Below are 18,266 nucleotides of genomic sequence, written 5' to 3' on the forward strand. Positions count from 1 at the left end.
GCGTGAACGACAGCACCAGGTGCACCTCGGCGTGACGGCGACACTTCGGGCGCCTCTGCGGATGGACCGGCCGACCACTACGACGACGCACGCGCGATGACCGTGGAGGCTGGGGCCACACCACCCCTCGGGGCGAGCGACTGCGCCGACGCCGCCATCGCCCGCTACCTGGTGGACCGCGAGGCCGACGACGGCGCCACCTGCGAGCAGGACGTCGCGCCGTTCACTCCGGCCCCCAGCGGTTCGAGCGGGAGGGCCTGTGCATGCTGGTTGGTCAGGCGGGGTGGTGGGCCTCTGACCCTGCGGTGCCGACCAGGGGTGCTCTGAACCACGCGCGATCTTCGCGGACCAGTGGATCACCTGCGTAGGGATCAGTCGCTGTCGCTCTCCTGAGAGGGGCCTCCACCCATGTCACCGGCGGCGTCGATTCGCCTCCTCAGATGCGACAGGAGACTCAGCGCGTCGAGGCAGTCCTGATGAGTGAAGAACCCCCGCTCGCGCAGGGCCCTGACTTCCTCGTGGGCGAACGGACTCCGGAAGCCGTGCCAGATCCCTTCCGAGAGAACACGCTGCGCGGTCCTGATGTTCTGTGCACTGTCGTCCGAGATCTCGCCGTCGAGCCCAGGAAGGACGTCGATGGCGAAGGACTTACCGAATGCTCGTTGCAGTGCGCTCAGATCGTCGTTTCCGGAGATGGAACCGGCGTTCTTGACGTCGCGGACGTATCTCTTGGTTGCCTCCAGGACGGCATGGAAGTAGTGGCCGTCCTTGTAGTACTCCTCTGATGCCGATTGGATCGACGAGTGGAGGGTTCGCCAGTGAAGGTCGGCGTATTCCGGCGCGATCTCGTTCATGCCGATGACGATCGCTTCGCGATCGCTGTCGGAGAGCTCGGTGTCAGGTGATTCGAGGACGTGGAGCACATCTGAGAGTGATTGTGCTCGCCGTTCGTCACGAATGGAGGCGACCCATTTATCCACCTCGACTCCCAGGTCCGTCTTCAGCCGTGCGCGCTTCGTTGTCCGCCGTGTTTCTCGGCGCTTCGCCGCGATTTCGCGAAGCATGTCGGCGAGGAAGTCTCGGAGGCGCTCGGCCTCGGAGCTCTCCCAGCTGACCGACCGCCGATCCGTGGCGATGACGTCCTCCTCGAGATCGTCGAGATAGTCGGCGTCGATGTGCCCGGTGATGTAGGAGAACGCATAGCTGGACTCGGGTACACCGAAGTACTCCGGGTCGTTCGCCAGTCGACCCTTGGCGTAGAGGGTGACCCCGCGGAGCTCCTGGGGGAGTGGTTTCGACGCTGTGATGATGCGCCCACGTACGGGCGGCGCGTCGGAGGAGTCCGCGAGATCGCCGGGGATGGACCACTCGGCCTCGACGTCGATCCGCGCGTACCTGAGGTCGCGCGAGACGAGGATCGGGTCGGTGCGCGGTCCCCGTACGGTGATCTCGAACGTGGAGTCGCCGTAATTGAAGAGCTTGGCGAGGCTCTCGGCTAGGTCTTTGGCCTTGACCGGGCTTTTCCGCTGCAGATCTTCGACCAGGATGGTCGTGCCGTGTTCGTCGACGTCCTCCGCCCGCTCGGCCCCGGCTTCGGGGTGGTAGACGCCTCCGGTCTCTCCGAGGATCGCGTCCCAGTCCATCGTCACGACGGTCCAGGTCGACTCGCCGGCCCGCTTCGTTCGGATGGTGATCCGCTTGCCGATGCCGAAGAGCGCCAGTTTCCCGAGGCCCTTGCGACCGGCGACCCGTCGTCGGCCGGACTCGGAGAAGCCGGTGGCGTCACGCCGCCGGTTCCGCCCGATGCGGAGATAGCGTTCCGCGAGATCTTCGCGACTCATCCCGTGGCCGTCGTCCTCGACGCGTACGCTCTGCGCCCCCGAGGTGTCGAGCGTGACACGTGCGTGTGCGGCGTCGGCGTCATACGAGTTGGCGACCAGTTCGGCGACGGCGTTCGGCAGCCGCGAGTACATCTTGAAACCCAGATGTTCAATCGTGTTGGGGTCGAACGAAAGGGTGAGCTGTTCGGTCATCCTCCCGAACCTTTCAGATCCACGTCGTACGTGGCGCGCTCGTCCTTGAACTTGACCTCGAACGCCACGCGGCCGCCCGGTGCCGAGCGGTACGGCATGGCGAGCGAGAACATCGACGCGATCTCACCGGGGTCGGGCTGGTCGGGCAGGTTGCGCGGTTCGTCGTCGTCGAATCGGTCGGCTGAGAACGTCAGGAGGATCGCTCCCCGGGTGCCGCGCGGGTCAGCGACGTCACGGAGGTGCCTGAACTTGGTCTCGGTGCGAAGGATCTCCGCGAACGCCGCGCGGTACTTGTGCTCCGGAGCAGCGCCACCGCCGGAGATGATCTCGAGGGCGTCGCGCTGACGGGGCGAGCTCCCGGAGAACATGCCCTCGCGGTCGTCACGCCTTCTGCGCTTGAGGATGTCGAGCCGCTCGCCGTCGACGTAGCGCGTCGCGACACTCGCGCTCGCTCGGCTGCTCGATGCCAACTCGGGCACGATCACCGCCCAATCGGTCAGAGTGCCCTCGTCGTGCGCCTTCTCGATGAAGTTGAGGGTCGGCGCGATCGAGTAGCGCTTGGCCCAGTGGAACTCACGGATCATGGCGAGCACCGTGTCGGTGTCCACGATGCCGTACCGTGCCGCGTACTCGTTGGCGACGGGCTTCTCGTCGTCTCGCACGTCGATCACGTGGAAGAACGGGCCGCGGTTGCTCGCCGCGTCGAGCAGCGGTCGGACGGCGGCGAAGTGCGTGGCATTGACCTGCGGGTCGCGGTCCGGCTGTTGGAAGAAGTCGCGGACCTTGCCGCCGTCTCCTTGTCGGGTGAGGCGGGCGTTGTACATCTTGTTGCGTCCGGTCGGCGTCAGCCATGGCAGGCTCTGGAACACCAGCGGCGGCACGTCGATCGGGCGGACCATGGGGTGTCCGTCGTCCCGTGCACCCTGGTATTGGCGCAGCTGGTCGCGGAAGTCCTCCTCGTCCTTCACGATCGCCTCGAATGCCCGGTACAGGTCCACGGTCGTGCTCTTCCTCTGCCCGGGCACGTACCTGCCGATGTAGAGCCGGACGAGGTCGTGGTAGCCCGGGCGGTAGCCGAACCAGCGGCCCATCTGCATGAGCGTGTCCGCCGCGACGGTGCGGCGGGTGTAGTACGTCGTGGTGAGACCCTCCACCGTGAATCCGCGGCTGAGCTTGGTGCCTCCGACCAGGATCTTCCAGACCGAGCCCGCCTGGAAGTCGAGGTCCTCCTGGACGTAGTCCCGCTCGGCAGCGCCGTTGACGACGATGACGGGGCTGTACCCGGATCGGATACGACTGACCGCCTCGCCGACGTACGGTCGCAGTGCGGTGAAGTCGTCGATCCCCGCCTCGGGGGCGCGCGCCAGGGTCACCGGGCGGAAGTCGTCGCGCCACAGGTCGTGGAGCCGGCGCATCCCGGCGGGAGAGGAGTAGCCGGCACGGTTCCAGACGTCGACGACGGTTGCCGCCAGTTCCGCGTGGTCCACCTGCTTCACCGACTCGTGCACCAACATCGTGTGGTGGTGGAAGTCGCCCTCGTCCCCTCGAGCAGCGCGTTGCAGCTTCAGCGCTCCGCTGAGCACGAAGGCGTCGAGGGCGTTCCGGATCTCGAGACGTCGGGCGTCCTCGTCGTCGGGAGCGGCAAGAAGGTCGCGGACGAACGCCGCCTCGTTCGAGTCGGCAGGATCGTCGGAGACCGGCTCGTCGGGCTCGCGGTCGAGGTCGTGGAACTGCCTCCCACCCATGTAGGCGGCGGGTGGGTCCAAGCTGACGATGAAGTCCTTGGGGAACACGTCCTCGGCGTCGTCCGGGTCGACGAAGACGTTGGCGAAGGGCGTGGCCGTGTAGCCGATGTACTGGGCTCGCGGTAGCTCGCCGAGGAGCTGCGCGATGAGGCGGTTGATCGCCGTCCGCTCGCGGCGCTCGGGGGTGTCCTTGCGAGGGTCGGTGGTGTTGATGGAGGCCTGGTCCGCCTCGTCGTCGATGATCAGTGCAGGGATCTCGCGGAGGTCGGCCTTGATCGCCTTGAGGTCCTTGACGAGCTTCTTGAGCACGGACGAGTTCTTCTTCACGACGGCGAGGCGGATGTCCGTGCCGAAGAGATTCGTCGGGTCGTACAGCGGCTTGGCCGGGTCGGCGAAAGGATCGGTGTCGCGGTAGTCGAGGTACCCGAGGCCGGTCTTGAGGCTCCGGTAGTCACCCGACGCGTTCGTCAGCCTCCGGATGCCCGGTCGACGCTGGCGCTTCGGGTCCCCTCCGTAGCGGACGAACTTGCCGGCGAGCCAGTCCAGGTCGCCGCTGCCGGCGTAGTCGATGTCGCGTACCTGGTCGGGGTCGTTCTTGTCGCGCCCACCGAGGATGTTCTCCTCCCCGACGAGCTCCATGTCGATGCGCCGTTGGGTCTGGCCCCGCAGCAGTTCGATGGTGCCGGTCAGCACGATGACCAGGCGATACCCGGCGTCCACGGCCTTGGCGACGACGCCGGTGAAGTTGGCCGTCTTGCCGGACTGCACGTGTCCGACCACGAGCCCCTTGGACTGGTACGGCTCGCGGCGTGTCGGGTCGGCGAGGCGGCGGACCACCTCGTGCGTCACGCGGTCGAGCTCGTTGACCGCGTCACCGCTCATCTTGCGCTCGAGGACCCGGCGATAGCCGGCCCAGTAGAACGAGCGCTCGGCGGCGATGGCATCCGTGTACCACGGGTCCCAGTCCTCCGGCTTGTCCCCGGCGATGACAACGGCACCGAGGTCCAAGGGGTAGGCCGCGTCGACGGCGGCGCGCGCCTCGTCGCCGAGCTCGAGCAGCTCGAGCACGAGGGCCCGGCGCTCGGCGGTGCGGGGTTCGGTGGTCTGGGTCCATCCGTCGGCGTCACCCGCGTCCCACCGGTTGAGCTGGACGTGGAAGGCCAGCCGCGCCTGGTCGTTGGGGTCGGCCGAGGTGATCATCTCGACCAGCTCGTCCTCGGTCAGCGTCTCGTCGTATCGCCGCAGGTGGTGCAGGACGTCGTCGAGCAGCGGCTGCGGCTCGAACCCCTGCATGCTCCGCATGGCGCGGACGACGGCGTCGGTGAGGATGTCGCTCATGCGGTGGTGCTCCCCGTGTGGCCCAGGAACGGTGTCAGCGGATGACCGGGGTCGCCGGGTGTGCGGTCGGTCACGTCGACACGGTAGGTGAGGTCACCGACAAGATCGTGGTTGGGGACGACGGCGCGGAGACGCTCCGTGGTGACGGCCGGGAAGTCGTCGTCGACGGCGTAGGCACGCGGGGTGCTGCGCTGCAGGTACTTCTGGTCGTACAGCTCCGCGTCCTCGTCGGCCCAGCCGAGGTCGGCGAGCGCGGCGCCGAACCGGGCGTCCCCGCTCAGCCGCCCACGGAGGTCGACGACCATGCCGGCTAACGAACGCCCGGTACCGCCGCCGGCCCGGGTGAGTTGGATCGAGAGGAGCCACAACGGTCGCGCCGGGTTGGGGCGGAGTTGTTCGGTCCCGGAGATCATGTGCTTCCGGCGCTCCGAGAGCGTGGTCTTCACCTCGAGGTCGACGGCGGGCAGCGCGAAGTCGTGCTGTTCGGCGAGCGGGCCGAGCCACCAGTCGAGGGCGTCGTCGGCGCCCGCGCCGTCGAGCAGGGCCTCCAGCACCATCAGCTCACCCAGGAGCCCGAGCTGCTGTTCCTCGCTGAGGCGACGGCGCAGTGCGAGCAGGGACCGCAGGTCCGACATCGCGGCGTTGGTGGCCGCGGCGAACGAGGACCCCTTGCGCATCTCCTCCACGATGGAGACGGCGAGGGCGTAGGCGGGCTGGTGCATTCCCCGGGCGTCGACGTCGACGACCGACCACATGGTCCCGTCGACGTCCTCGAGGTCGACGGAGACGCGCTCGAGGCCCTTGACCGTCGGCGAGGTCCCGTCGTGCACGGTGCGGAAGGTGAGCCGCTCGGCTGCCGGGTCGATGCGCAGCAAGCATCGAGGCTCGTCGCAGAGCAGATGTTGCGTCGCGACGTTCGCCGAGAAGTACTCGTCGAGGGATTCGGGGGTGAGGTACCGGGCGGGGTCGGTCACGAACTCTCCTCGCTGCGTCGCGTGTGCTGCGCCACATGCTCCCGTGCGGCGGCGACGAGCACACGCTGCCACGCGGATTCCAGCCGCTTCAGGCGGGCGCCCCGGATGTCGGCGGTGAAATGGGTGTTCACCAGCAGATACAGGAGTGCCTTGACCATGGGTGCGTCGTCGGGGCTCAGGCTCCGGTGCCCGACGATCGCCTCCCGGTACCGTGCGTTGAGGAAGAGCCTGCGCGCGTCGACGTCCACGCGGAAGAACTCGTCCTCGGGCAGCATCGACCACCGGATGTCGACGGGCTGCTCGTCCGGTACGAGGTCTGTGGCGTCGGCGAACGCCTCGATCACGCTCGCCGGCATGCCGCCGTGGGGTTCGACGACGGAGACCGGGCGGGCCTGGCGCTTGCGCGCTTCCCGTGACTCGTCGCGTGCGGCGGCGAGGAGATCCGCGAACCCCCGTCCGTCCGCGGAGCGCGCGGCGCGGATCGCGTCCTTGAGGACGGCGTCGAGGACGACGCCGGTCTTCTCCGGGTTGATCGTCACGTGCCGCTCGGTCGACGGGCCGAGGTCGAGGGCCAGTCGTGCCTGCCCGAGGTCCGGTTCGCGCATCGTCAGGTCGCACCAGCCGCCGGCCTGCAACAGCCGGTCGCGGCGGTAGACGTACAGCCCCTGCGTGTCGAGCGGCCCGCGCTCGTCGAGGACGAATCCCGGTGCGCTCTGTTCGCGCGCCGGCCAGACGTACGCAGTGGCCGTGACCGTGCCGTCGTCGAGACGAACCGGTAGGTCCATCGGGAAGCCGACGGCTCCGGAGACCCGGGACGAGAACGGGTCGAGCGGGGAGACCACGGCCGGCGCCCCCGGGCCGTACTCGGCGTCGTACTCCTCGATGCTGACGTGCACGGCGCCCCGCGCGAGCAGCCGGTGGAGTACCAAACCGAGGTGGGTCGCGAGGCGGTGGATCGTCGAGCCGATCCACGCCTGCTGCTCCTCGACGTCGGTGGTCGGGAGGAACGCCCGCACGTCCGCCCATTCGACGACGGTCCCGGTCTCGAGGTCGAAGTCGACGTCGACGGCGTCGAGCCGTTCGCGCGCGGTGTCGGAGGCGTACGACTCCACGACCGGCCCGGTGTCGATGGTCGCGCGGCGGATTCGCCGCCCCACGGCCGGCGCTCCGAAGCGACGGGACCACACGATGAGCGTCTCGGCCTGGCTGAGCGACGCGGCCTTGAGGCCGATGCCGAAGTGGCCCAGGTCGTTCTCGTCGTAGTCCCGTTTCCTGGCGTAAGTCATCGCGGCGTCGACGGCGGCGGTGTCCATACCGTGCCCGTCGTCGATCACCTCGAGCCCGACGGGTCGCCCGTCGCGGGTGACGAAGCGGACGACGACGTTGCGTGCGCCGGCGTCGAGGCTGTTGTCGACGAGGTCCGCCACGGCCGTGGACAGCGAGTGGTGCCGACCGATCGCCGAGGTGATCGACGGGTCGGGGTCCACCCGCCGCTGCGTGACGGGCTGCGGCGCGGTCGGCATCAGCCGTCCGTGAACCGTGTCGAGGTGAACCTCAGCTGCCTGGAGTTCTCGCCGACGACCCGCACGGTGGACGCCTCGAACCCCGTCGAGCGCTCCGCGCGGATATCCACCGTGATGTCGAGGACGTCCGGTCCTGCCTGCTGGAGGTGCAGGAGCACCTCGTCGACGAGGTCGCGGAACGTCGACGGGAGGTCGGAACCCCCGTCGACTTCGACACGACCTACATAGCTCGCGTTCGCGATCACCGGCCGGGCCGCCGGCACGGGCGGTGACGACGAGCCGGCCGCAGGGGCGCTCGGTGCGGGGTCGGTCGACGCCCCTGGGGTTATGGCGGGCGCGCCCGTGTCGGCGTCCGCCGCGCTCGCCTCGGCCGCGCGCTCGGCCCGACGCTGGGTGATCGCCAGGTCCGGCTTCACGAGCAGGGTGTCGTCGGTGATCGTGCCGGCGTCGAGGTCCTCGATCGGGACGGCGAGCCCGTCGAAACTTCCGGTCGTCTCGTCGTACGACTGCGCGAGGGCGAAGCCCTGGGCAGCGAATCCCGCGTCATGCAGGGCGGACTGCACGGCGCCGATCAGTACGTTCTTGTCGCGCAGGCGCGGCATGTACGGGTAGCGGGCGTAGTACTCCCACAGCTCGCCGAGGCGGATCTTGCCGGTGTTCCACCGCGGCAACAGGAAGTCGTTGATGTCCATACGTACCAGGCGGGGGGCCACCTCGACGCGGAGCAGATCCTCCCGGACGAACCGCGCGCCCACGCGCTGGGCGAGGCGCTTCTCCTGCCCCTCGCACTTCTGCTGCCCGACGCCGAACGGCGCGCCCGGGTCGGGCTGCGTAGCGTGCAGGCCCCAGATCCAGGTGGCCGCGATCTGGTCGCCGATGGTCCGGTTGGTCGTCTCGACCTGACGCTGCGCCTGCGCCTCGTTGGTCGGTGTGAGATCGAGGTGCATCTTGTCGTCGAGGATCGACTTCCACGCGAGGTACGACCGGACGGTGGAATCGAGGTCGTTCCACCGGGAACTGTCGGCGGCGAGCATGACGATCGAGTTCGGCATCGTGCGCGACGCCGTGCCCCGCTTCTGGAGCAGCTCGAGCGCGAATCGACTCGCCGAGCTTCCCGGGTCCTTCCCGTTGTGGACGTGACGCGGGTGCAGCAGCACGAGGCGGGTCGAGTCCTCGTCGGCGACGTCGCCCGTCGACGTCGGTGCGACCACGACGCCGGCGAACTCCTGTGTGGACCGCGGGGCGTCGCGCCGGAGCCGGGCGACGACCTCCTCGTGGACGCGCTCCTCGTCCACCTCCAGGGCCCGGTTGGCGGCCGTGCGGTTGAGGGAGGCCTGGGTGTCGTACCAGTACCGGTCGTCGCTCACGTAGAAGTGCGACGACCGGTCCGCCAGCATCGTGAGCGCGGAGCCGATGTTCCCGACGACGTCACCGGGCAGGGCGAGCCCGAGCGTGAGGCGCTTGCGGTCGACGCCCTTGACGGCGGAGCTCACCGTCGGGGCGGAGTCGATCAGCACGGTGCGTGCGGTGCGGACGGTGAGCGACCTGTTGCCGAGCGCCGGCCGGTCGCGGTCGATGCGGCGCGCGACGGAGTCCTCGCCGTCGACGTCGTTCTGCAGGACGGCGTCCCAGCCGTGCGGCAGGTACTGGACCAGCTCGCGGCGGGTCACCGCGCCGCCGAGCGGGACCGTGCCGGGCAGGATGAGCGGGGCCGGGTCCTCGGCCGCCCAGAGCTGGTGGATCACCGTGCTCATGAGGCGCAGGACACCGCGGGTGCGCTGGAACTTCTCCAGCGTGGACCACTCGGCGTAGAGCCGGTCGAGCAGCTCGGGGTGTACGGGGTACGAGGCGCGGATGCGGGCCTCGTAGTCCGGCCCGGTGACGTCGGAGGGGAACTCGCCGGTGTGCTTCTGGTAGAACTCCCGGAAGCGGCGGGCGGCGACGGCGATCTGCTTGGCCTGGTCGGCGTTCGGCTGCACGAAGAGGCGTCGGCGCACGATCTCGTACGACTCGTCGCGCGCGGCCGGGGCCCACTGGTAGGCGACGCGGCGGACGATGTTGTCGAGGCGCTCCAACGCCTCCCGGCCGAAGGAACCGCCGACCTCGATGTCCGACGCGGTCGAGGCGCGGTCGGCGTCGTCGTCCGACTCCTGGCGCTCGCTCGCGGGGATGGAGACGAGCAGGAGCACGCCGGGCACCGCCGCGGCGGCCTGTGTGAGCGACTGGGCGAACGTGAACTGGGTGTCGAAGTCGCCGGCCGGCAGCGGCGCGGACGTGCCGTCGGCGAGCTGCCGGCGGGTGTTGAGCTGGCGTGCGTACGAGACCCACTCGTCGATGAGGATCACCGCCGGCCCGTAGGCAGCGAAGAGGTCGCGCAGGGCGCCGCCCGGGTTCGTGCCGGTGCGGTCCGCCTCGGCGACGTACGCGTAGGCGCTGGCAGCGTCGCCCGCCTGGTCGCCGAGCTGCCAGGCGATCTCGCCCCACAGCGTGTGCACGACCGTGCCGTCGGGCTTGGTGGTCGGCTGGCCGGGGGCGATCTCGTTGCCGACGATCGTCACCCGCTTGACCGGCGTCCCGACGGCGTCCTCGTGGTGGCCGACAAGCACGTCCTGGACGTCCTGCGGGAACTCGTGCAGGCGACGGCCGGAGAACAGGTGCCAGACGGCGAGCATGGAGTGGGTCTTGCCGCCACCGAACGTGGTCTGCAGGTTGATCACTGCGTCGGCGTTGGCGTTGCCGGCGAGGCGGGCGGCCGAGCGTTGCAGGAGCTCTCGGAGCCCGTCGGTGAGGTACGTGCGGCGGAAGAACTCGATCGCGTCGGAGTACTCCGTCGGGGCGGCGTCCACGGCCCCGTCGGTGTCGCGCACCGCCACACGGTAGAGGTCGGCGGCGAACTCCGACGACGCGAAGTCGCCGCTCGCGACGTCGGGGTGCGGGGTGAGCACGTCGCGCCAGGAGGGCAGCTCGGCGTCGGCCACATTGGACGTGGTGGCGGCGGACCTGGTGGAGCGGCGGGTCTCCCGCTCGAACTCGGCCCGCTGGATCTCCAGGCGCATGCGCCGCACGGTGTCGGCCTCACGGACCGCGCCGGCGGGACGAAGCAGGAGCTCGATCGTCTCCAGCGCACGGCGTGCCTGGTCCCCGGAGAACGGCTTGTTGTGGGCCCAGTCGTTGCGGACGGCCCGCAGCTCACCGGCGTACCCCTGCTCGGTGCGCGACAGTGCCCCGTTGAAGAGGTAGCCGAGCGCGCCCATGGGCTCGGTGATGATGCGCAGCTGAAGTTGGGGGTCCGTGCGCTCGTAGGTGCCGCCGCTCTTGCCTGCCTTGGCGTCCTTCGCCTGGACGACCTGCGCCCAGTCGGTGATCCCGTCCGGCAGGTGGGGTGCGACGACGCGCTCGATGAACGGGTCGAGCGCCTCGGCGAGGGTCTCGAGCGCGCGGCCGACGTAGTCGCGGTTGCTGGTGGCCATCAGGCATCTCCGAGGTTGAACTCGTCCTGCACGGAAGCGGTCGTGACGATGGTCTCGGCGGTGGTGGTGAGGTCGGCCCACGAGCCGCCGAGCGCGTTGAAGAGGCGTGCGTCCTCGGGCCGCTTGTCCTGCGTGAGCTCGTACAACCGGTAGGCGAGCAGCTGCACCGCTTCGAGGTCGACGTCGCCGCGGTCGCGGACGGCGGCGAGCAGCCTCGCGGTGGGCTCGATGCCGCCGTTCTCGTCGGAGAGTACGCGCGCGAGCTGGCACGTCACCTCCCACACGGAGATGCGGTCATCGACGGCGGGGTTCCACGACGCCGGAAGGTCGGCGGGGCGGATGAGCCGTACCTTCCCCTCGCCCTGCTTCAGGACGCCGGAGTCCTCCAGACCTCGCACGGAGACGTCGGTCGCCGTGGCGAGCACCTCGGCCTCGCCGTACGAGGCGACGGCCCAGCCGTACTGCAGGTACCACTTGAGGCAGAACCGGCTGGTGCTGTCGAGGTCGCCGTCGTTCTCCGCGAGGATCTCGTCGAGCACCTGGTTGATCAGTGCGAGTGCGGTCTTGACCGACATCGGTGAGCCGTCGTTCTCCAGCACCGACGAGTAGCGGGAGAAGATCGCCATGCCCGGGCCGATGGTCGACTGGGCGAGGTCGACCGGGGCAATCGCGCCCTGCTGCATCTCCGTGAGCGCCTGCGGGAGCTCAGCCTTCAGCGCGGTGAGGAAGCCACGGCGGCTCGTTGCCGATGCCGTCGCATGACGTGGGCGGAGCGAGAGGACGATCGACGAGGCGAGCGCATTCATGCCTGACGCCATCATGCGGTTCGCCATTTCTGTACGCATTGGCCATGTGGCCGTAATTGTCCAACCGGATCGGATCATGCCCTCGAGGAGGGTTGCCCAACCTGTTGATGCCACACCTTCGGCTTCAAGCTCCTGCTGCTTGAAAGCGTAGTACACGGTTATTGGGTACCCGTCGTTGGCGGACTCCCGTGCGCGGGCGAAGACTGCCTCAAAACCCTCCTCGAAAAACGTTGCCGCGCCGTCTTTGCCGTCGTGACGATACGGGTTGGCAACGAGCTCCTCGGTCTTCGGTACAAGCATGGTTGAAAATAGCGACGGATAAACCGAGCGAAGCGAGCTCCTGAGCCAAATGTAGAAGAAATCCGATAGATCCGAATAGCCGATGTTGTCATAGTACGGCGGGTCTGTCGACAGGACGAGTCCGTGGTAATTGCGGGCAGCCGCATCTGCCTGCAAGGCGTCAGCGGGAGTGCGCGGGTCAAGCCGGTCGAGAACCTTGATAGCGCTGTTAAGGCTTACCTCGAACGAGCCTGCCGCGGCGCCGAAAGGCGGCGCCTCTGCAAAGTCCCAAAGCATGGGGATGGCCTGGCGTGTGAACAAATGTCGTACCTGAGTTTTGGAGTTCTCCCAACTGCACAGTGCATTCGCGATGTCTGCGAGTCGGCTCACGCCGAGTGCAAGGTATACGGCGATTCCGTCGGCGTACGCCTCCGCGCCTTGTCCGTTGTCGGCGAGTGAGTCGCTGTGAGGCATCCCTGCGTCCAGTGCGTGCTTAAGTGCAAGCTCGCGCGCCTCTGCGACGAGATTGCTAAAAGTAGTGATTGCTACCAGCTGGCGATTGGTGAAGAGGTCGGCGAAACTAGTCATGCCATATATCTGCGTCTTGATGTCGCGCGGGTAGTGTCCGATATTCGCCTGTGGTGCGTCGCCAGGTGTGGGGACGCGTGCTGCGGCTTTGTGTTCGTCAGTCGGAGGCAGATAAGTGCGCTGACGGCCAGATCCGGCAGCGATTGCCATGAGTTGCGATCCGATGCGCTTGGCCCTGCCCTCGCTTCGAATGTATTTCAGGCTCACGGCGGAACCGCAAGCGACGCATGTAGCGCCAGCTCTGCCGACCGTGCCGTCGTCGCTCTTCGTGGGTGCGTTCGCCTTGTCGTGGGCGATCGAGAACTCGACGCGACGGCCGGACGGTGCGTCGGCGTCGTCGACTGCTGTGGGGACGACGTACGCCTCCTTGCCCTTCTTCTTCCCGAGCCACCAGGACCGCACGAGCGGCATCTCGATGCCGCAGGCGGGGTTGGGGCAGGTGACCGTGCGAGCCCAGATCCAGGCGATGACGGCCGCCTCGGTCGACGCTCTGGAGTTCGGGTCGGTGATGGTCGCCGTCGGGTACAGATGGCCGATGCGTTCCTGGGCGCGGTCGCGCATCCAGGCGCCGTACCGGCGGACGTCCTCGGCCAGGCCGGTGGCGCGCGGCCAGTCACCCATGCGCTCTTCGGCCGCGCAGGGAAACACCGGCTGCTGGCCGGCGAACTTCGGCGGGATCTCGATCAGTGCCTTGTTGATGAGCACCGCGACGGGGTTGAGGTCGCTCGCGTGCGCCTCCAGCCCCAGGCGCTGCGCTTCGAGCGGGATGGTGCCGCCGCCGGCGAACGGGTCGAGGATCGCTGGCGGGTTGCCATCGGTGGACTTGAGGATTTCGGCGTGGGCCTCGGCGAGCAGCTTCTCGTCGTTGACGTTATCCCAGACGACCAGGCGCCGGATGATGTGGTGGAGCCGCTCGCGCTCCGCCTTCTGCGCCTCCTCGGTGGGGAACTCGTCGGGCCGCGACGACGGGTCGTCGACGAGCTGGGCGAACAGCACCGCCCGGGCCGACGCCAACGGCCGACGGGCCCACCACAGGTGCAGCGTCGAGGGGTGTCCGTGACGGATCGACTTCTCCCGTGCCGACTCCCGGTTGATGTCCTCCAGCGGGAGCGAGACCTCGATGAGCTTCCGCCGGGTCGCGGGCGTCGTCGGGGTCGGTACCGGGTCCGTCATCCGTAGTGCTCCTGTGGCTCACGAGTCGCCCGTCGCCTCGGCGTGTGCCGCGGCGAACGGGATGTGCCCACATCGTAGGGCCGCGTACGGGAGCGGGCCTGAAGTGCGGGCGGCAACCAGCGGGTGAAGACGTCCTCGCGGTCGATGGGCGTTCACGGCCCTCCGGGTCGGCTCACGGCCCATCTCGCGCCGAGCGCACCGCCGCTGCCACGTCGTCGGCGGCCCGGACGGCGTCTTCGTGCTCCCAGAAGCGGAGCGCCGTCCACCCCGCATCGGCCAGGCGCGCATCCGTCTCCCGGTCGCGCGCGACATTGGCCTCGAGCTTGCGCGCCCACCACGCCCCGTTGTGCGCCGGCGACGTGCGGTGCTCGGGGCAGGCGTGCCAGAAGCACCCGTCCACGAACACCGCCACCCGGGCGCGCGTGAAGAGGACGTCCGCCCGCCGCCGCGGCATGCCGGGCAGCGGCGCGTCGACCCGGTAGCGCAACCCGCGCCGGTGCAGCTCGCGGCGCAGAAGCAGCTCCGGCGACGTGTCCCGCCGACGCTGTCGGGACATACGCTGAGAGGTTGTCGCCGACGTGACGAGCGTCGCCGGCGCGCCGGCCCGGGCCTGTCCCCGGGGCCGGCTACCCTGTCGTCCTGTGTCCACGTCTCGATTGTCCGCCCGACAGCCGTCGCCCGGGCGTCGGTCGCGCCGCAGGGTCCGCACCCTCGATCTGTTCGCCGGCGCGGGCGGGCTGACCGAGGGTATGAGGTCCGCTTCGCAGCGTTTTGCCCCGGTTCGGGCGGTCGAGTGGGAGCCTGCCGCGGCCGCGACGTTCGCGCTGAACCACGGTGGGCGGATCGCCGACGACGAACTGACGTCCGACGCCGTGTTCGCGGGAGACATCGCGAAGTGGCTCGAGCATGACGACGTGCCCGAGGTGGACGTCGTCGTCGGAGGCCCGCCGTGCCAAGGGTTCTCGAACCTGGGCAAGCGCGACGTGCTCGACGAACGCAACCTGCTGTGGCGCGAGTACGCGACGACGGTGAGCAAGGCCCGACCGCAGTACTTCGTCCTCGAGAACGTGCCGGCGTTCCTCACCTCGCCCCAGTACGGCGTCTTCCTGGAGGAGCTCTCCGCCGGCGGCATGCTGGCGGACTACACGTTCGACGCGCAGATCCTGAACGCCGCCGACTACGGTGCGGCACAGTCGCGCAAGCGCGTCGTCGTCATCGGGCACCATAAGGACCTGCCCGCCCCGGGGTTTCCGAAGGCGACGACCTCACAGGACGACTGGCTGACTCTCGGGCAGGCGCTTGCCCGAGTTCCGGCCGGCGTGACCGCCGTCGGGCTGCCCGACGCGGGCGCCATCCGCTTCGGTGACCGGCGCTTCCCGGGGCCGTTCTCGACCCGGCAGCTCCACGTCGGGCGGAAGTACCAGGACATCTCGCTGAGACGGTTCCCCGAGATCCCCTACGGAGGGAGCAGGTTCGACCTGCCCGACGAGCTCAAGGCGCCGTGCTGGCGCAAGCACACCTCCGGCTCGGGAGACGTTATGGGCAGGCTGCGCTGGGAGGATCCGTCCGTCACGATCCGGACAGAGTTCCACAAGCCGGAGAAGGGCCGCTACCTCCACCCGGTCGAGCACCGGGTGATCACCCACTACGAGGCCGCGCTGATCCAGGGCTTCCCCGAGGACTACCGATGGGCGGGCTCGTTCACCCAGATCGCGCGGCAGATCGGCAACGCCGTCCCGATCCCGCTGGGACAGGCCGTCGGGCGCCTGCTCCTCGACGCCCTGGACGCGCACGCGCCGGCCTCTGTCGAGGACGCGGCGTGAGCGTCGTCATCTCGCTCTCGCTCGCGCCGGTCGCCGTCCCGGACGTTCTGCACGAGCTGGTATCGCGAATCGAGGTGCTGCGGCCTGCCATCCGTGGGACCTTCACCCCGGCCGGCGGGATATTGCGTGCCTCCGTCGAGAACGTCGTCCGTCCTGTGTTGGCCGAGGCAGGGTTTCGGCCGGGTTCGCCGGCGACCTTCCTCCCGACGGAGCTCAACTACCACGCGAGCGGGCTCGCCGCCGTCGTCAGCATTCAGACCGGCCGTGCGTCGACGAACAACGGTGGCCTCGCGGCGACACTGTCGGCGGCCTCGTGCGTCGGTGTGGACTGGCTTTTGCTCCTCGCGCCCGAGACGTACAAGGGATCGACGACCGCACCAAAGGTCGAGAGCCACCTCCACGAATTGGCCGCAGCCCGGGGAGTGCACCTCGATCTGTGTGGTGTCGTCCTGGTCTCGTACTGAGGATCGACGACGGGCGTCCCCGTCCCCCGGCGGCCCGCGCCTGAGGAGGCGGAGATCAGTTCGTGCGCCGGCTCGGAAGGTGCGGGCCGATGTACCCGACGTAGATCTTCCGGTCGGTCTCGTACGCGTCGTGGTAGTGCAACCTCGGTGAGGTCATGCCGGACTTGGCGATCCTGAGATGAGCGCCCATGAAGACCCTGCCGGCCGGTTCGACGGTGTCCGGTACGGGGAGAGTTCTCGGTTCCGCATACTTGGCGGTCGAGCGGACGCTGTCCGTCTCGTCGGCGGCGTGCCGGTTCGCGCTGAAGCCGTGCATGCCCTGCGGGGTGTTCCGCAGGTAGTGGTCGACCGACCCTTGGTTCCCGTCGAGACGCCACGCCACGTATGCGTCGAGCGCCCGGAGGGCGTCCCAGGTGGTGGCCGCCCAGCGGCCCAGCGGGTCCTTGGCATCGAGGCCCACGGTGACGTCGTCGTCGCCGGTCCACCTCACATGGTTCAGCGTCTCGATCGTCGCAAGGAGGGAGTCGAACGAATCCGGCACGGGTTCCGCCTGCTCGTCGGCATTCAGGGGCGCCCATGCAGCGTCTCCCTGGTCGTTCGCGAGCATGCGAACACGAAGGGCCTGGAGCTCGGCCTGCGCTTCGCGGAGATCGACTGCCGTCTGCGCGTGTTCCGCCTGTTCGTCTTCCAGACGTTGGCCGAGCTCGGTCGCATCGGTGCGAAGCTCCGTGACTCGGAGCTGCAACCCCTCCGTCTCGTGGCGCATCCGCTGCTTCAGCTCCTGGAGCGAGGCGGAGTCCTGCGCCTGCTGCCCGAGTTCGAGAACGAGGTCCACCGTGAGCGGCGCCGGGCCGTACACGGTGTCCGCGACGGTGCGAAGGGCGGCGAGCAGCTCGACGTCGGTAGTCGTGAGCGTTGGCGACGCCGGTTGCGGTCCACCGTCGCCGCCGAGCTCGCCCGACGACGGAGCGCTGATGGTCGGTGGTGTCGCGGGCATGATCGACGTGACGGTGGACGGCGCCGCGTCGGTGGTCGCCGGGGAGCGTGCGCCACGGGCCCGCCGACTCGTCCGTGCCTGTTCGAGGAAGTCCTCGTCGGCCTGGCGCAGGAGGCGTTCCTCGACGCGGAGCGCCTGAGCCGGTAGCGGCTGCACGAGCGTGGTGTCCCGCGCACGCTGCCCGAGCATCCGCACGACGCGGCGGCCGGACTCCCGCACGATCGACTGCGTCGTCAGTACGCGGTGTCGTCTGGCGTCCACCTCGTCGCCGAGGTCGACGGCGCGGAGGAACGATCGCAGCGTGCCGGGAGCGACAGCGTGGGTTCGGCCGGTGAGGTCTGCGAAGCGTTCCGTCGCCTCCGCATCGAGGAGGTACGCCGATGCCAGCCCGGTCGTCTCGCGCAGCAGCCCGTTCGTGAGGTCCTGCCATGGTTGGAGCGGCAGCGCCTCGTGGGTACCGGCGACGAAGACGGGGCCGCGGCGCCGTTCGTCCCGGACGGCGTCCAGCAGCTCGGGCACCTCGTCGACCCCTATCATCCGCGCCGATGGGGACAACGACGCAGCGCCGTCGCGGGCGTCGAGCACCTCCAGCAGCGCCCGGGCCAGGCGCGGGACGGCGACGTGGCGGCCCTCGGGGTTGTCGACATCCAGCCATACCCACGGGTCACGCTTCGGTGAGCCCGGCTGGTGAGCGACGAGCTGCGTGAGCCAGGTGCCCGTCTCCTTCTTCTCGCGGAGCTGGAAGAGGACGGAACGAGAGCCGTCCTGGTCGTTCATATTGGTCAGGACGGACTCGACGCCGGGTCCGATCGTGGAGACCGTCCCCGGGCGGACCTCTCCGGCGTCGTACCTCTTGCGCTTCAGCCAGGCGAACAGCTGCGGGAGCGTGGTGTCCAGAACGTCCTGCCCGCCGACCGTGAAGTAGGTCCGATACCCCAACATGCGTCCTCCGCTCTCCGCCCATCCCTGGCAGTACTGCACCACGAGCCGGTGACACTCATCTCAGCAGAGCCCGGTGGGCCGCTCGGCTCGTCGGCCGGACCGGAATATGTG

At 69.0% G+C, this 18,266-nt stretch carries 10 protein-coding genes; 2 read left to right on the forward strand and 8 right to left on the reverse strand.

What is annotated here, in order from left to right:
* Positions 1-371: 371 nt before the first annotated feature.
* From EYB28_RS03010 to vsr, 7 genes are all read right to left on the reverse strand, one after another.
* Positions 372-2,033 carry a TIGR02391 family protein gene (locus EYB28_RS03010; RefSeq protein ID WP_166844723.1) on the reverse strand — a complete coding sequence of 554 codons (1,662 nt, stop codon included), beginning with the start codon at positions 2,031-2,033 and terminating at the stop codon, positions 372-374.
* The gene (locus tag EYB28_RS03015) at positions 2,030-5,116 is read right to left on the reverse strand and encodes a Z1 domain-containing protein (protein ID WP_166844725.1); all 3,087 of its coding nucleotides are present in this window, start codon (positions 5,114-5,116) and stop codon (positions 2,030-2,032) included. The genes EYB28_RS03010 and EYB28_RS03015 overlap by 4 nt, the downstream gene beginning before the upstream one ends.
* Entirely contained in the window at positions 5,113-6,090 is a 978-nt protein-coding gene (locus EYB28_RS03020) for a PD-(D/E)XK motif protein (protein WP_166844727.1), read from the reverse strand. Before EYB28_RS03020 ends, EYB28_RS03015 begins: the two co-directional genes overlap by 4 nt.
* Entirely contained in the window at positions 6,087-7,613 is a 1,527-nt protein-coding gene (locus EYB28_RS03025) for an ATP-binding protein (protein ID WP_166844729.1), read from the reverse strand. Before EYB28_RS03025 ends, EYB28_RS03020 begins: the two co-directional genes overlap by 4 nt.
* Positions 7,613-11,083 (reverse strand): Swt1 family HEPN domain-containing protein, encoded by a 3,471-nt coding sequence (locus EYB28_RS03030; protein ID WP_166844731.1) that lies wholly within the window; start codon positions 11,081-11,083, stop codon positions 7,613-7,615. The genes EYB28_RS03025 and EYB28_RS03030 overlap by 1 nt, the downstream gene beginning before the upstream one ends.
* The gene (locus tag EYB28_RS03035) at positions 11,083-13,929 is read right to left on the reverse strand and encodes a DUF1156 domain-containing protein (protein WP_166844733.1); all 2,847 of its coding nucleotides are present in this window, start codon (positions 13,927-13,929) and stop codon (positions 11,083-11,085) included. The genes EYB28_RS03030 and EYB28_RS03035 overlap by 1 nt, the downstream gene beginning before the upstream one ends.
* Positions 13,930-14,101: 172 nt before the next feature.
* Positions 14,102-14,578 carry a DNA mismatch endonuclease Vsr gene (gene vsr / locus EYB28_RS03040; protein ID WP_370459433.1) on the reverse strand — a complete coding sequence of 159 codons (477 nt, stop codon included), beginning with the start codon at positions 14,576-14,578 and terminating at the stop codon, positions 14,102-14,104.
* On the opposite strand from vsr, the gene EYB28_RS03045 reads away from it, so the two are divergent.
* A complete protein-coding gene (locus tag EYB28_RS03045) occupies positions 14,571-15,752 on the forward strand; it encodes a DNA cytosine methyltransferase (RefSeq protein WP_255461445.1) in 1,182 nt (393 codons plus the stop codon). The genes vsr and EYB28_RS03045 overlap by 8 nt on opposite strands.
* Positions 15,749-16,216: a hypothetical protein gene (locus EYB28_RS03050; RefSeq protein ID WP_166844737.1), complete on the forward strand. Its 468-nt coding sequence runs from the start codon at positions 15,749-15,751 to the stop codon at positions 16,214-16,216. The genes EYB28_RS03045 and EYB28_RS03050 overlap by 4 nt, the downstream gene beginning before the upstream one ends.
* Before the next feature lie 55 nt (positions 16,217-16,271).
* Here the strand turns inward: EYB28_RS03050 and EYB28_RS03055 are convergent, their stop codons facing one another.
* A complete protein-coding gene (locus EYB28_RS03055; protein WP_166844739.1) occupies positions 16,272-18,197 on the reverse strand; it encodes a hypothetical protein in 1,926 nt (641 codons plus the stop codon).
* Positions 18,198-18,266: the final 69 nt, after the last annotated feature.

The organism is Isoptericola sp. BMS4, from assembly GCF_011634835.1.
Taxonomy (GTDB): domain Bacteria; phylum Actinomycetota; class Actinomycetes; order Actinomycetales; family Cellulomonadaceae; genus Isoptericola.